This is a genomic window from Nostoc sp. FACHB-190, from assembly GCF_014696905.1.
GTDB lineage: Bacteria > Cyanobacteriota > Cyanobacteriia > Cyanobacteriales > Nostocaceae > Nostoc_B.
The window spans coordinates 40,708-53,405 of record NZ_JACJQW010000026.1 but is presented as its reverse complement, the minus strand read 5'-3'; the positions used below and the strand labels follow the sequence as shown (position 1 = coordinate 53,405).

Here is a 12,698-nt window from a genome sequence, read left to right as displayed (position 1 = left end):
ACCGAGGTGTCGGTATTTTTCAAAAAATAGCAGTAGTCAAGTTGGTAATTAGACAGCAAAAGGCTGATAATTCTGCCCTCTGTTACCTGTTACCACTTAATAGCGGTTACGGTAGCCGCCGCCACCACCGCGATTACCACCACCACCAAAGGAACCACGGTCTTCTTTAGGTCTAGCTTTATTAACTTTGAGGTCACGACCCATCCATTCAGCACCATCAAGTGCTTCAATAGCGGCTGTTTCTTCAGCATCGCTACCCATCTCTACAAAGGCAAAACCACGTAGACGACCTGTTTCACGGTCGGTAGGGATTTGAATCCGCTTTACAGAACCATATTCTGCAAAAACACTATTCAAAGCATCTTGTGTAACTTCATAAGAGAGGTTACCTACGTAAATTGACATAATTTAAATCCGAAATCGCAAGTTTGCAGAGATATTAGATTTCGGGGAGAAGTCTGTAAATACCAAAAGGAAAAGCCCATCAATACTAAAAACAAACGCTATCGCCGAATTAATTCTCACACCTCATCATGACACAAGATGTAAGTTTTAGGCAAGAAAAGAGAAAAATTGTCATAAAAAGAAATGTAACGACTTGTAAAATCTGCTGGATTCTCCATTTAACGGGAGAGTTTAGGATGAATGTAACGAGTAGGACACAAATAGTTCCTTTGAATAACAAAGAGGAACAGCTATGTTAACTAAACCAACAATTTATGGGCTAGTAGGTATACTCGCAGGTAGTGCGATTACTGCTTTATCCTTTACCTACGCTACCAGAGCCGCACAACAGCGTCTACAATCGCCTCCTTGTGCGACAAGTAGCACTATGCCACACAAAATGGCAGGAACACAGCAAGCAGATCAGAACTTCATCGAAATGATGATTCCCCACCATCAAGGCGCAGTCGAGATGGCGGATATAGCGTTGCAAAAATCTCAACGGCCAGAAATTAAACAGCTGGCTACGGCAATTAAAGCTGACCAGACCAAAGAAATTGACCAAATGAAAGCTTGGTACAAACAATGGTATGGCGCGGAAGTTCCTGCGACTCCAAGCACCGAGATGGGAAGTCATCATAGTGCAGGTCACAAAATGCCGGAAATGTCCATGCACTCAGGAATGATGGGTATGGGGATGAATTTAGAGACATTAAAAAATGCCTCTGATTTTGACAAGGAATTTATTCGTCAGATGATTCCTCACCATGAATCAGCAGTGATGATGGCCAAGATGGTAGCCAATAATGCTACACATCCTGAAATTAGGAAGTTAGCTGAAGCAATCATTAAGTCTCAAACTGCTGAAATTCAACAGATGCAGCAATGGTATCAAGCTTGGTCTAAGTAGTTTTATCATTCAAAATTCTAAATCTATGACACTGACACTTACCGTTCCCAACATGGCTTGTTCTGTTTGTGCTAACAATATCACCAATGCTGTGAAAACAGTTGATGCTGATGCGATCGTACAAGCTGATCCCGCAACTAAGCTTGTTAATGTGGAAACTCAAGCTTCTGAGGAAAAAATCAAAGATGCTTTAGCTAATGCTGGCTATCCCCCAGCTTAAGTATTACCTGGATTTACCTGTGTTGAGGCTGGGTGTAAGGGTTTTGAACACCTACACCCTTACACCCCTTACACCCCTGTCACCTGTCACCTATCACCCGCTATTTCATCATACTTAGCGCGGACTGCCTGAATATCTTGCCACATCAACCATTTTGGGCTGCCTTTTTCTTTCGATGGGTTACGCAACAAGTAGGAAGGGTGAAAAATTGGCATACATAAACGGCCTTCCCACTCTATCCACTGACCGCGAATTTTGGTGATTCCTTGCTTTTCGCCTGTTAATCCTTTGACGGCTGTTGCACCTGTTAACAAAATAATTTTGGGGTCAATTAAGCGAATTTGTTCTAATAAATATGGGATGCAAGCTGCCATTTCATTAGGAGTAGGAACCCGATTAGCAGGAGGGCGACAATTATGTACAACCCCTGCTGGTGTGACAAAATTGGCTGTATCTTCAACATCAATACAGTAGACTAACTCAGAATTAGATTTTGGTGGTACTGGTTTTTTAGTAACTGGTTTCCAATCAGTGACTACTGCTTCTTCTTGGTAAACTTTTAAGTTAAATGGAATTTTGTGCAGTTCCTCTGGTAATTTATACCGCATCGATACAGGAATATATTCGGCAATGCTCTCTAAAAATCGAATGCCCTCACCATATCTAAAAAATATTCTCCAAGTTGACTGAAAAACTGCATAAGTTTTGTAACCTTTGCTGTCAAAATACTGAACAACTTTTTCTGCTGTTTCTGGTTTGATATCTCCTAAAGCAATTTCTACATCAATGCTTTGTCTAATTTTTCCATCTTTAGTCTTTCTTCGCCAATAGCCATCATCCATGTACCAAATAGCTAGACCAAAATTGTCTAGTTTTTCTAAGGCTGCAATCGGAAAGTCTTTTTTACCTTGGGGATACCATTCTTCACGTAGTTGATGCAAATAGTATGTTTTTGCCAGTCCCATGCTTAATGATTGATAGGTATTGCCATTTTGGGACTTAGCTAGATATTCTCTCATCTGGGGTTTAAAGCCAGTTAATACTCTTGCTTTTAGCTTTAAATACGCAGCTTGTTGAATACTGTGATTTTCAATAAATTGACCATTGGAGCTAATACAAGCATCACCCAACAACGAACCTAATAATATCTGTAGTCCTCTATTTCCAGGAGCAGGTGTCCCAGTTGCTACTAAATCATCGTCTTGTAATTCTGCAACAGTAATCCAGCCTCTACGGGTCATAACTGGATGATCTTCTGTGGCAACATAGCCAACTTCACCGTTATTACTACCTTTGCCACCTCTAAAGGATACTTTGTAAAGTTGTCTGCCTGCTAGTTGTGATCTGTACCAACCAGTTACTTTTTTCCAAACTAGTTGTCCATGTTCAGTAACACTCGCTACTTCACCTGACCACTGGTTTTTTACAATCCAATTAAGTCGTTTAGAACCTGCTTTGGTGATGACTCTAGTGTAACCATCAAGGCATTTATTGATGTTACCAATGTAGACATCTTGCTCAGTAGTCAAATTCACCGATGCTAATATTTTTTCTAGTAGCTGACCAGACCGACCAACAAATGGTAAGCCGGTTTCGTCTTCGCTTTGGCCTGGTGCTTCGCCCACAATCATGATTGGTGCTTTGAGATTACCTCGCCCTACGACAGCATTGGTGCGTGTTTGTCCTAATTCGCAACGTTGACACTGGTTGCAGTGCTGTGCCAATTCGGTCATGTTGTTGTAGGTTCCCGTCGGAATGGGAATTTTGCCATCTGTAGGAATCTGGTCTTTTTGATTGATGTTAGATTCTCCAAAGAGACTCAGTTGAATGTCGCTGCTCATGAAACTACGGTTGTTGGTTTAAGCACCTAGATTGTGTTGATTGCGGAATACTGAAATTGGCGTGAGTTCCATTGTAGCAGCGAACTTAAGACAAAAAACTATTGCCTATTGCTGATATTGCATAGCTTTGGCGTAATCACCCAAGGCATAGCAAGCAACTTTGAGGCTGGCAAGGGCTTGTTCTTCAATACGGCGGTCTTTGATACTTCTCGCTAAGAGTAAGCGTTGTTCATAATATTGGATGGCTTGGTTATAATCTCCCAACGCTTCACAAGTTACGCCTAAACTGCCTAGAGATTGTTCTTCACTGCGTTTGTCTTTTAATTCTCTGGCTAGTTGGAGACGTTCTTGATAATAAGTCATGGCTTTGCCATATTCATTGGTAGCATAACAAGCATTGCCTAAATTTTTGAGTACTTGAATAGCACTGCGGGGGTTGTTGAGAATGCGTGCGACTTTGACACATTGTTCGTAATAGGCGATCGCTTTGGGATAATTGTCCAAAGCATACCAAGCATTACCCAAATTTTTCAGGACTTGTTCTATACCCCAGTTATCTTGAAGTTCCTGCACCAATTTTAAGCTTTGCTCTTGATACTCGATCGCCCGTGTTAAGTTACCTGCTGCTTTGTAAACCAATCCTAAATTATTTAAGGCGGCAACTTGACTGCGCTTGTCTTGCAAGCTGCGGGTAATTTTCAAGCATTCATCTAAATATTTAATTGCTTTCTCATGCTCATTTAAGTGACGATAAGCGTTACCTAAATGGGAAAATGCCTGCATTTGTATTGATGGGTCTGGTGTCTCTTTTTTTAAAGTCAGACATTGCTTGGCATAAGTAATAGTACTTTTATAATCTCCCGAAGCGTAGGTAACTACTGCTAAAAAGCATAGCGCCTGTTCTTGTTGGGGGATATCTCCAATCACCTCAAATAACGCCAAGGATTGTTGCAAGGACTTCAAAGCCGCGATGAGTTCTCCCGCTTGTTGCTGTTGTATACCTTGACGCAATAGTTCTGCTGCTTCCCATAACTGAGTATTGCTGTTTTCCGCCAACATTGCATCAGCAGCATTTTGGTCAAATTCATGGGTAATGGTATTGCGCTTGATTGGCGTAAGGCGGGTTGTAGGCGCTGGCGTAGGAGAGGTACTGTTCAAGTTGTTTTTCCATTGACCGTCAGACATTGACCAATTCCCGTTAAATCAACTAGTAGATCAAGTGTTCCCAAAATCAATGCTGATCTCTCATAGACAGGAGTTACGCACCAAAATTGTGTATGGGGAGTGTGGGGAGTGTGGGGGGTGTGGGGAGTGTGGGGAGTGTGGGAGGTGTGGGAGGTGTGGGAGGTGTGGGGAGTGTGGGGGGTGTGGGGAGTGTGGGGGGTGTGGGAGGTGTGGGGGGTGTGACTTGATTTTTTCGTTTTTTTGCGTAAGTCCTAATAGAAAACTATTACTGTAGTTATTGTTGGTTGAATAACAGGGTTGATGATGGAAAGAGTTTTGGAACCAGAAGTCATGGATACTTGGGAAGAAGCCATTGACTATGATGCGATGGATTTTACTGAGGTTAACACAGCTTTTGCCAAGGAAGCGATCGCTCTGGGTACAACAGCACCATGCTTAGTACTCGATGCGGGGACTGGCCCCGGTCGTATCCCGGTTCTCATTGCACAAATGTGTCCCCAATGGGGGTTGATTGCGATTGATTTAGCTCAGAATATGCTCAAAATTGCCACGCAGCATGTTCAACAAGCTGGCTTACAACAGCAAATTGCTTTGGAATTGGTGGATGCGAAACAGTTACCCTACGCAGATGCAATGTTTGATTTGGTGATTTCTAATAGCTTGGTTCACCATTTACCTGATCCTCTGCCGTTTTTCCAAGAAATCCAGCGTGTTAGTAAACCGAACGGTGGCTTGCTGATTCGTGATTTATTACGTCCAGCCGATGCAGAGACCATGAATGCTTTAGTATCCAGCATTGGCCATGACTATGATCCCCTTCAGCAAAAGTTATTTCGAGATTCTCTCCACGCTGCACTTACACTAGATGAGGTGAATCAGTTGGTGACTAGTGTCGGGTTAGCTGGAGTGAAGGTTTATCAATCAAGCGATCGCCATTGGACTATTGCACGTCATTGTAATTTATCTGTTTAAATTAAGTCAGCAACGCTTTAATTTCTACTACCCAAATTTAGCGATTCATTGGGATTTTTGTATTCCACACTTGTTCAAATTCTGCTTTAGTAATCCCAAATTCTCGAATATCTTCTTCTTGAATTGGTTTATCACATAACATTCCGTAATTGTCAGCAAAGTGGCTACTATCATAAAATAAGACATTGCCATTTTCGTAAACTTCTATTTGTCTGATCGGATATAGATCATCACCAATTTCGAGAAAGTAAGTACTAGTACCCCAAGCATCATATTCTCCTCCTAGGGTTTCATCCCAAAACCATTTACAATATTGTTTGACTTTAGTTTTTGATAAAAGCATATTTTTGCCTCCTTATATTGCCTCCTTTCAAACTCTGTTCTTTTTTACTTAAAGTTACAAAAACTAGTTTTTTGTAACTTTAAGTAAACATCTATTAATAAATTCACATTGATGACTGAAATGACTATCTATACAGCAATCATAAATGATTTATAAACATCTTTTTCTTATTTTCCTTGTCTCCCTTGTCTTTGTTGTTCAGATATCAACTAGGACTGCTATACAAGATTGAAAATTAACACTGACCAGTTTATTTTATCGTAGCATTTCCCGATTTAGTGCCATCTTCTGCGCGTATAATATCGCGCACTTCCATTAAAATTATCCCTAACATATTTTTGCCACTGCCGTCAGCGCCACAACCCCAATAATAATCAATGGGAGAATTTTCTACTATTTCGTCATTACCTGTACTGAGTAAAATTTCTCTAATATCTGTATGGGTTGTAAACTTGCATAGTACTGCTTTTTTCATAATACTATCTTTGACTTGCTCCCAATCTTGACGCAAAGGACGGCTTCTTTCTCTACCCATTTTTGCGGCTTCTTTTGGAGTTTTTACCAAGCGAATTTGTTCTAAATGAAATGTTCCAACAAACTTTTGTGCTTGAAAATAATGTTCGCTTGTATACCAGTATAAATCATCCAACACAAATCCGTGATCAGAAAAGTTGGAGAAGCAACCATATTGTTCGCGGGTGCTATAAAAATAGATAGTCATCGAATTACTTGTGAAAAATCAGCTATTAGAGATTATTCATAGCATTTTCTTGGCAAATCGACAAAATTAACTCTGAAAGTAACTAAGCTTTGCACTTCAACGATGAAATTACATTTCATTAATAAAACAAAGAAATTATAGGACTCATATAGGAATCCGATTTGATTTCTGAATTTATTTGTGTAGGTAGGGAATAGGGAGTCGGGAGTCGGGAGTAGAAAAGAATCAGTACACCCAGGTCATTGCAATCTCATGATTTCAATCACTTTCACCATAAAATATTGAAACTGTTGTTATACCAAATTAAAAAATGATTGCGACAGATGGATGGCTCAAAGGCTTACCGATCAACCCTTACCCAATCCAAAATCTAAAATCCAAAATGGTATTAGATGTGTAGCCGCGACTGAAGTCGCTGGCTACAAGCTATATATAAATTTCTTAATTAATTTTAAACTTTATACTTTTCTCCTAATCTGCGATCGCCCAGCGCACATAAGGACGAGAAGCAGCTACAGTTTTGTAAGTAATTAGCTGTCCTGGTGCGTTGATGTTTCGCAAATCGACGCGAAAATATGCCTTTTTATTTTTAAACCGCACATTATAAAAAGGATATTCCTGACTTTGGGTTTGACCAATACAGTTAGCATAATTACTGCGTAAAGGTGAAACAAACTCAACAAACAGCTTATTATTAGATGCGACTAATTGAGTTGTATCGGCAAAATCTCTAGTCTCGGCAATTACAGTATGTTCTGCACCACCTTCATAAGGTAAGATTAACCACCACAAACCAACTGTCTGCGGGCAAGTTCCGCTTGTGCGTTGCACTTTTAATTGTACATTGGGTTCAGCTAGTGGACTCTGTGAAGGTTGTGCTTGCGCTGTAGAGGCGATCGCACCTGCGGTAATTAAAGGGCATAAAATCCCAGCAAAAATTGTCAATTTTGCCAACTTATTCATAACTCAAAATGTTCATTGTACTAACTATTCTTCATAAATTGACTCGGTAAATGTCGCAAAAGTGCCTAATTAATTTGATTTATCGCTAAGGTGTTTTCAGTTACAGTTACATCCTCAAAAACAACGCCACAATATGGTTAATTACGAATTACAAATTACGCATTCATACTACTTGCTGTCTCATGAAACCTCGAATCATTGTTTGTGGCTTAGGGCGTACAGGATATAAAATCTTTCGTCTGCTGAGACAGCAGGGCGCATTAGTTGTTGGTATTCATCACAAACCAATTGCCGGGGAATGTTCTCCAGATATTATTATTGGTAATTTACATGCGGCGGCGACTTTGACGGCGGCCGGGATTCAGCAAGCACATACGTTGGTCATTACAGCTTCGGAAGATACTTTAAATTTATCAATTATGATGCAAGCGCGAGTGTTAAATCCGCGCATTCGCATTATTAACCGCTTTTATAATACAAACTTAGGTGAAAGGCTAGATCAAACTCTCCCAGAACATTTAAGTATGAGTGTTGTGGGATTAGCTGCACCATTATTTACCTTTGCGGCTTTAGGAAATCAAGCTATAGGGCAAATCAAATTATTTGACCAAACTTGGCCTGTTCAAGAAGAATATATTGATGAAAATCATCCTTGGTTGGGGCGGAATTTAAGTGATTTGTGGGAAGAACCCGCGAGAATGCCAATTTATTATCTGCCGTTACAAGGGGAGATGAATTTAATTGATGGAGTGCTATCTGGACAAGAATTACAAGTAGGCGATCGCTTAATTGTCGCCACTCAACCGCGTATTCGTTCTACCCGCAGATCATTAATTAAAAAAGTCTTGAAAGTTTGTACCAGTTTGCGTCAGTTTCAGCAACATGGACAATCAATAGTCGTGGGTGCGTTAGTCTTAATAGCAATTATAGCGATCGCCACACTCACATATATGTCTACAGAACTGAGTTTATCTGTAGTCGATGCCCTTTATTTTTCTGTGGGGATGATTACTGGTGCAGGGGGTAATGATAAAATTGTTGAAAACGCCCCCAACAGCATCAAATTATTCACCATTGTGATTATGCTAATTGGTGCAGTGGTGATTGGTACTTGGTATGCGATGCTAACTGATTTTGTGTTAGGTAATCGCTTTAAGCAATTTTGGGACGCAGCGAGAATTCCCCAACGCCATCATTATATTGTCTGCGGTTTAAGTGGCATTGGTAGCAAAATTGTTCAGCAACTTCATAGCAGTGGTTATGAAGTTATTGTGATTGAAACCGACTCAAATAATAAATATGTCAACTCGGTGCGGGGTTTGGGGATTCCGGTAATTCAAGGTGATGCAAGTTTCCGCACGATTTTGCAAACCAGTAATGTAACTGCGGCGGCGGCGGTATTAGCTGTTACTCACAACGATGCAACTAACCTAGAAATTGCCCTTAAAACTAAAGGTTTAGCACCTAAAATTCCTGTAATTGTTCATTATGCTGACCCCGACTTTGCTAGGATGGCACAACAAGTATTTAATTTTGAAGCCGTCCTCAGTCCCGCAGAACTAGCCGCGCCAGCCTTCGCCGCCGCCGCTTTAGGTGGACGCATCCTCGGTAATGGTATCACCGCCAATAAACTATGGGTAGCCTTTGCCACACTCATTACAGCATCACATCCCTTTTGCGGTCAATTGGTGAAAGAAATCGCCATATCTGCTGACTTTGTACCGTTATATGTGGAAAGTAACAGTCAACGTGTCCAAGGTTGGCAATTACTCACAACACAATTAGACGAGGGCGATATTCTATATTTAACAATGCCAGCAAATCGTTTATATCAACTGTGGCGGGATGAGAAAGTATCGCAGACAAGTTAGGAAAAGAAAGGGTGTGGGGGTGTCAGGGTGTGAGGGGGTAGGAGTTGAAGAAATGCGATCGCTCACATTATGATTGTGATGATTGAAAGATGAAATGCGATCGCTCTCATTATGGTTGTGATGATTGAAAGATGAAATGCGATCGCTCTCATTATAATTGTGATGGTTGAAAGATGAATTGCGATCGCTCTCATTATGATTGTGATGGTTAACAATATAGCGGTTCTTACTTGCTTGTAATACAGTCGGAACCCCACCCCGCATTTGCTAACGCAAACGCTCCCCTCCCCGCACGCGGGGAGGGGTTGGGGGTGGGGTTTAAATGTATCTCATCCAACCGAGAACCGCTATATAGTAATTCTTCGTTGACACAGTACATTTTTGACCTCTCTCCTAGGAGGAAGGAGGCTTTGAGTCTTACTCCCCTTCCCTCGTAGGGAAGGTGCTGGGGATTAGGTTTGTATCAAACTCAACTCTAAACGGATATGTTGCGATCGCTGACATTAAACGCTATGGATAAACCAAGAGTCTTTGCCGATTTTCATAATGCTGATTCTCAAGGTCGCTTGCGACTTAATTGTACTGGTACTATTGAAGATTTAGCTCGTTAAAAAATTTGGTTGCGAGATAATTTAAACGCTCCTAATTTTCTTCTTCTAGTAATTGTTCAATATATTTCTGCACTAAAGGCACTTGAAAAGCATTACCTTCTTGAGTCAAAATTTCTTTGCGGGTGAGCCTTCTTACTGTTCCTTTATCTTGTGGTGTGGGAGTTTCATCTTGAATTATTCGCTGAAGTAAATTACGGTCATTTTCTGTTAAATTATTCCAGATTTCCCGAAAATATGAAGTGCCTCGCTCTAGCACAATGGGAATAATTTCTTGTACATCTTGCGCGGTGGCTTTGATTGTCTTTAGTTGGCGGCGATTTGCTCTAATATCTTTGTTTAAAAATTCTACTAACTCATAACACATTAACTGCACAAGATAAGGTTGACAGTGCGTTAGGTGAATAATTAAATCTACAGCATTTGATTCATAAATATTAGAAAAATCTTCGATAGGACAGGTAATTAATTCACGCGCTTCAGACTCTTGCAAATAACTCATTCGCAAAGCGCGAGTATTAATTAAATAATCAGTCCAGTAAGCATCAAGTTCTGATAATTGATGAGAACCACTAAAGAGTAAAAGCCATTGTTTTTGATGTTGTAGCAAATTGCGAATAAAGTTGAGTGGCGCACGGCTATTTGTGGCTGCAACTACCTCACTCAAACGTTCATATTCATCTAAACATAAAAGAAATCGCTTACCAGAATTGCTGCGTTCGATTTCTGCTAACCAAGTTTGCAATGCGGGAAATGGATCTTCAGCTAATTTATCAGCATCTGGATGTGGTAAGAAGATTTTGCGGGGTAAGCGTCGAGCAGCCTCAATAATTTGTTGGGCTAGATTTTCGGCTAATCCTTTAAGTGTTGTAGCTGATAAACCACCTTGTAAATCTACCAGTAAAGGAACAATGTTAGCGCCTATTTTGTAAGGTAGATATTTTAGTGCAGAAGTTTTACCAGTTTTTCGCCCACCGTACAGTAACAAAACTTCTGGCTGGTCGGCAAGTGTTAAAGTTTCAATTTCTCGAAAGATGTCAATTCGCCCTTTAAAGCGATTTTTAGCTGTTGTGGGGTCTAATGAATTACTAGCAATATAAACTTGTGAAATTTCTTGTGATTTTTTTGCTGTTTCTTCTAAAGTGCGTTGTGCTGTTTCTAAAATTGTTAGCCAACGGTTGGTAATGCTGCCAAATTGAGTAGCTAATGCAGCGTTTTTTGCAAAAATTAGAGTGTTTTTTAGTTCCTGCAAAGCATTGATAGGAGGTTTTAATAATTCATATTGTCGATAAGATGTGGTTGCTTCTTGTGATGCTTTTACGCCTTGGCTAATATCTAACAATTGGGGCAGAATTGTACCAATTTCTGGTGGTGGTGGTGACGGAATCCATGTTAATTGAGAGGCAATATCGGCAACATCTCCTAATTTTCGGCATTGGTGGAGACTTTCTACAGTAATTTTAATAATTGCCTGTAGTGCAACTTGTTGTTTATTTGTGAATGTAATTAGATAGTCAATAGTTTCACGAGCAGTATTTGGGTTTTCTTGGTAAGCCTTCATAATCATCGTATCCATGAAAGGCAGAGGTAAAATAATCAATTGATCGAAGCGAGGCGGTAGATATTTTAAATAATTTTTTGGTTTTTGAAAGCGAGACATACAGAAAAGGATGAACATCCACAGCAATTCTGCCAGCCAAAAGTAAATCCGCAACACCCCAAAAAACCACGCCAAGCCTACCGCCAAGCTCCCTGCCAAGCCTATCATTGAGCCTAAGATGCTTGATAGTAGGCTTCCTCCTACTAAACCTATCATTATGCCTCCCACTTCTACTCCTCCTGTTGCCGCGCTTATCTCATAGCTTATTCCCCAACTTCTTGCGATACTTTGCGCCCAACCAATTGACACACATAGCGCCAAGCTCATCCCCAAGCCAATTGCCACGCCTAGCGCCAAGCCTACCGCCATACTTCCCCCCAAGCCTAGTACAACGCTGCTAAACGCCATACTGTACGTCACGCTTAACACCAAGCCCATCCACAGGCCAATCCCCAAGCCCATTGCCAAGCCCCCTAAGCCTGTTGCCAAACCAAGCGCCAAGGCAACAGCTACGCCTGACAAAAACCTAAGTGTCAACAATAAAATCAGAGCAGCAAAAAATAAAGTTACTAATCTATTTCTATTAAAACCACGGTCTAAAACCCTTCCCATTAACCAGCCTGAGCAAAAAATAAAACTTACGAACCATTCAAACGACTTACCACTAAGCAGCATGTAAACTGGTGCTACTAGCAAAACAGAAAACATTGGTGCTAATGCAGTTAACCACCAAACTTGTCCTGCATAACGACGCAAACGGGGATTGGTGCGAAACTCAACGCGTCTGTTAAAGGGGTTATCTATAGGTTTTAGTTCTGGATGGATATCGCGCAGCCAGCGTTCAAAGGTAAAAGGCTTGAAGTAAATCCAATATAAAAGGCGCAGACATTCAGCTACATAATTCCAAAAGCCTGATTTTGGTGAGGTTTGACTCATATCATGTTCTGTAAATAATTTGTCTTACGTCATTGCGAGTGCAACGAAGTGAAACGAAGCAATCGCAAACTCTCGTACTAAAAA

Annotated in this window: 13 protein-coding genes and 3 pseudogenes; 6 read left to right on the top strand and 10 right to left on the bottom strand. The window is 40.7% G+C overall.

Annotated features, from left to right (window positions below):
• Positions 1–96: 96 nt before the first annotated feature.
• Entirely contained in the window at positions 97–405 is a 309-nt protein-coding gene (gene rbp, locus H6G28_RS24195) for an RNA-binding regulator (RefSeq protein ID WP_190594421.1), read from the bottom strand.
• A 292-nt stretch (positions 406–697) separates the two neighbouring features.
• Between rbp and H6G28_RS24190 the strand changes: the two genes are divergently transcribed.
• Positions 698–1,354, top strand: coding sequence for a DUF305 domain-containing protein (locus H6G28_RS24190; RefSeq protein WP_190594420.1), 657 nt, complete (start codon positions 698–700; stop codon positions 1,352–1,354).
• Positions 1,355–1,379: 25 nt separating this feature from the next.
• The gene (locus H6G28_RS24185; protein ID WP_190594419.1) at positions 1,380–1,574 is read left to right on the top strand and encodes a heavy-metal-associated domain-containing protein; all 195 of its coding nucleotides are present in this window, start codon (positions 1,380–1,382) and stop codon (positions 1,572–1,574) included.
• 86 nt (positions 1,575–1,660) lie between these two features.
• Here H6G28_RS24185 and H6G28_RS37960 read toward each other — a convergent pair.
• The 4 genes and pseudogenes from H6G28_RS37960 to H6G28_RS24160 all read right to left on the bottom strand — a co-directional run.
• A pseudogene (locus tag H6G28_RS37960) lies at positions 1,661–1,996 on the bottom strand (uracil-DNA glycosylase); the annotation flags it as partial.
• A 294-nt stretch (positions 1,997–2,290) separates the two neighbouring features.
• Positions 2,291–3,004, bottom strand: a pseudogene (locus tag H6G28_RS24170) (hypothetical protein); the annotation flags it as partial.
• 27 nt (positions 3,005–3,031) lie between these two features.
• A pseudogene (locus tag H6G28_RS24165) lies at positions 3,032–3,415 on the bottom strand (uracil-DNA glycosylase); the annotation flags it as partial.
• A 105-nt stretch (positions 3,416–3,520) separates the two neighbouring features.
• Positions 3,521–4,600 (bottom strand): tetratricopeptide repeat protein, encoded by a 1,080-nt coding sequence (locus tag H6G28_RS24160; protein WP_190594417.1) that lies wholly within the window; start codon positions 4,598–4,600, stop codon positions 3,521–3,523.
• Positions 4,601–4,692: 92 nt separating this feature from the next.
• Here H6G28_RS24160 and H6G28_RS37450 point away from each other — a divergent pair, with 92 nt between their 5' ends.
• Both H6G28_RS37450 and H6G28_RS24155 read left to right on the top strand, forming a co-directional pair.
• A complete protein-coding gene (locus H6G28_RS37450) occupies positions 4,693–4,827 on the top strand; it encodes a hypothetical protein (RefSeq protein WP_277883250.1) in 135 nt (44 codons plus the stop codon).
• Positions 4,828–4,903: 76 nt separating this feature from the next.
• Positions 4,904–5,572 carry a class I SAM-dependent methyltransferase gene (locus H6G28_RS24155; RefSeq protein WP_190674968.1) on the top strand — a complete coding sequence of 223 codons (669 nt, stop codon included), beginning with the start codon at positions 4,904–4,906 and terminating at the stop codon, positions 5,570–5,572.
• 37 nt (positions 5,573–5,609) lie between these two features.
• Here the strand turns inward: H6G28_RS24155 and H6G28_RS24150 are convergent, their stop codons facing one another.
• The 3 genes from H6G28_RS24150 to H6G28_RS24140 all read right to left on the bottom strand — a co-directional run bounded on the left by H6G28_RS24150 (position 5,610) and on the right by H6G28_RS24140 (position 7,599).
• Positions 5,610–5,915, bottom strand: coding sequence for a hypothetical protein (locus H6G28_RS24150; protein ID WP_190593639.1), 306 nt, complete (start codon positions 5,913–5,915; stop codon positions 5,610–5,612).
• Positions 5,916–6,165: 250 nt separating this feature from the next.
• Positions 6,166–6,636: a riboflavin biosynthesis intermediates N-glycosidase gene (gene ybiA / locus H6G28_RS24145; protein WP_190674890.1), complete on the bottom strand. Its 471-nt coding sequence runs from the start codon at positions 6,634–6,636 to the stop codon at positions 6,166–6,168.
• A gap of 471 nt (positions 6,637–7,107) precedes the next feature.
• Complete coding sequence (locus H6G28_RS24140) at positions 7,108–7,599, bottom strand: hypothetical protein (protein WP_190674887.1); 492 nt, start codon at positions 7,597–7,599, stop codon at positions 7,108–7,110.
• Positions 7,600–7,781: 182 nt separating this feature from the next.
• Here H6G28_RS24140 and H6G28_RS24135 point away from each other — a divergent pair, with 182 nt between their 5' ends.
• Positions 7,782–9,470 (top strand): NAD-binding protein, encoded by a 1,689-nt coding sequence (locus H6G28_RS24135; protein ID WP_190593645.1) that lies wholly within the window; start codon positions 7,782–7,784, stop codon positions 9,468–9,470.
• Here the strand turns inward: H6G28_RS24135 and H6G28_RS24130 are convergent.
• A complete protein-coding gene (locus tag H6G28_RS24130) occupies positions 9,426–9,734 on the bottom strand; it encodes a hypothetical protein (protein ID WP_190674885.1) in 309 nt (102 codons plus the stop codon). The genes H6G28_RS24135 and H6G28_RS24130 overlap by 45 nt on opposite strands.
• Positions 9,735–9,955: 221 nt before the next feature.
• On the opposite strand from H6G28_RS24130, the gene H6G28_RS37445 reads away from it, so the two are divergent.
• Positions 9,956–10,081 carry a hypothetical protein gene (locus H6G28_RS37445; protein ID WP_277883249.1) on the top strand — a complete coding sequence of 42 codons (126 nt, stop codon included), beginning with the start codon at positions 9,956–9,958 and terminating at the stop codon, positions 10,079–10,081.
• A gap of 31 nt (positions 10,082–10,112) precedes the next feature.
• On the opposite strand, the gene H6G28_RS24125 is transcribed toward H6G28_RS37445, so the two are convergent.
• Complete coding sequence (locus H6G28_RS24125; protein ID WP_190674882.1) at positions 10,113–12,614, bottom strand: nSTAND1 domain-containing NTPase; 2,502 nt, start codon at positions 12,612–12,614, stop codon at positions 10,113–10,115.
• Between the last annotated feature and the right edge of the window lie 84 nt (positions 12,615–12,698).

Bases quoted from the DNA above. Each gene is read 5' to 3' on its own strand.
- H6G28_RS24125 (WP_190674882.1), bottom strand. From the start codon at position 12,614: ATGAGTCAAACCTCACCAAAATCAGGCTTTTGGAATTATGTAGCTGAA.
- H6G28_RS37450 (WP_277883250.1), top strand. From the start codon at position 4,693: ATGGGGAGTGTGGGGAGTGTGGGGGGTGTGGGGAGTGTGGGGAGTGTG.
- H6G28_RS24150 (WP_190593639.1), bottom strand. From the start codon at position 5,915: ATGCTTTTATCAAAAACTAAAGTCAAACAATATTGTAAATGGTTTTGG.
- H6G28_RS24155 (WP_190674968.1), top strand. From the start codon at position 4,904: ATGGAAAGAGTTTTGGAACCAGAAGTCATGGATACTTGGGAAGAAGCC.
- ybiA (WP_190674890.1), bottom strand. From the start codon at position 6,636: ATGACTATCTATTTTTATAGCACCCGCGAACAATATGGTTGCTTCTCC.
- H6G28_RS24185 (WP_190594419.1), top strand. From the start codon at position 1,380: ATGACACTGACACTTACCGTTCCCAACATGGCTTGTTCTGTTTGTGCT.
- H6G28_RS24135 (WP_190593645.1), top strand. From the start codon at position 7,782: ATGAAACCTCGAATCATTGTTTGTGGCTTAGGGCGTACAGGATATAAA.
- rbp (WP_190594421.1), bottom strand. From the start codon at position 405: ATGTCAATTTACGTAGGTAACCTCTCTTATGAAGTTACACAAGATGCT.
- H6G28_RS24160 (WP_190594417.1), bottom strand. From the start codon at position 4,600: ATGTCTGACGGTCAATGGAAAAACAACTTGAACAGTACCTCTCCTACG.
- H6G28_RS24140 (WP_190674887.1), bottom strand. From the start codon at position 7,599: ATGAATAAGTTGGCAAAATTGACAATTTTTGCTGGGATTTTATGCCCT.
- H6G28_RS24130 (WP_190674885.1), bottom strand. From the start codon at position 9,734: ATGCGGGGTGGGGTTCCGACTGTATTACAAGCAAGTAAGAACCGCTAT.
- H6G28_RS37445 (WP_277883249.1), top strand. From the start codon at position 9,956: ATGTTGCGATCGCTGACATTAAACGCTATGGATAAACCAAGAGTCTTT.
- H6G28_RS24190 (WP_190594420.1), top strand. From the start codon at position 698: ATGTTAACTAAACCAACAATTTATGGGCTAGTAGGTATACTCGCAGGT.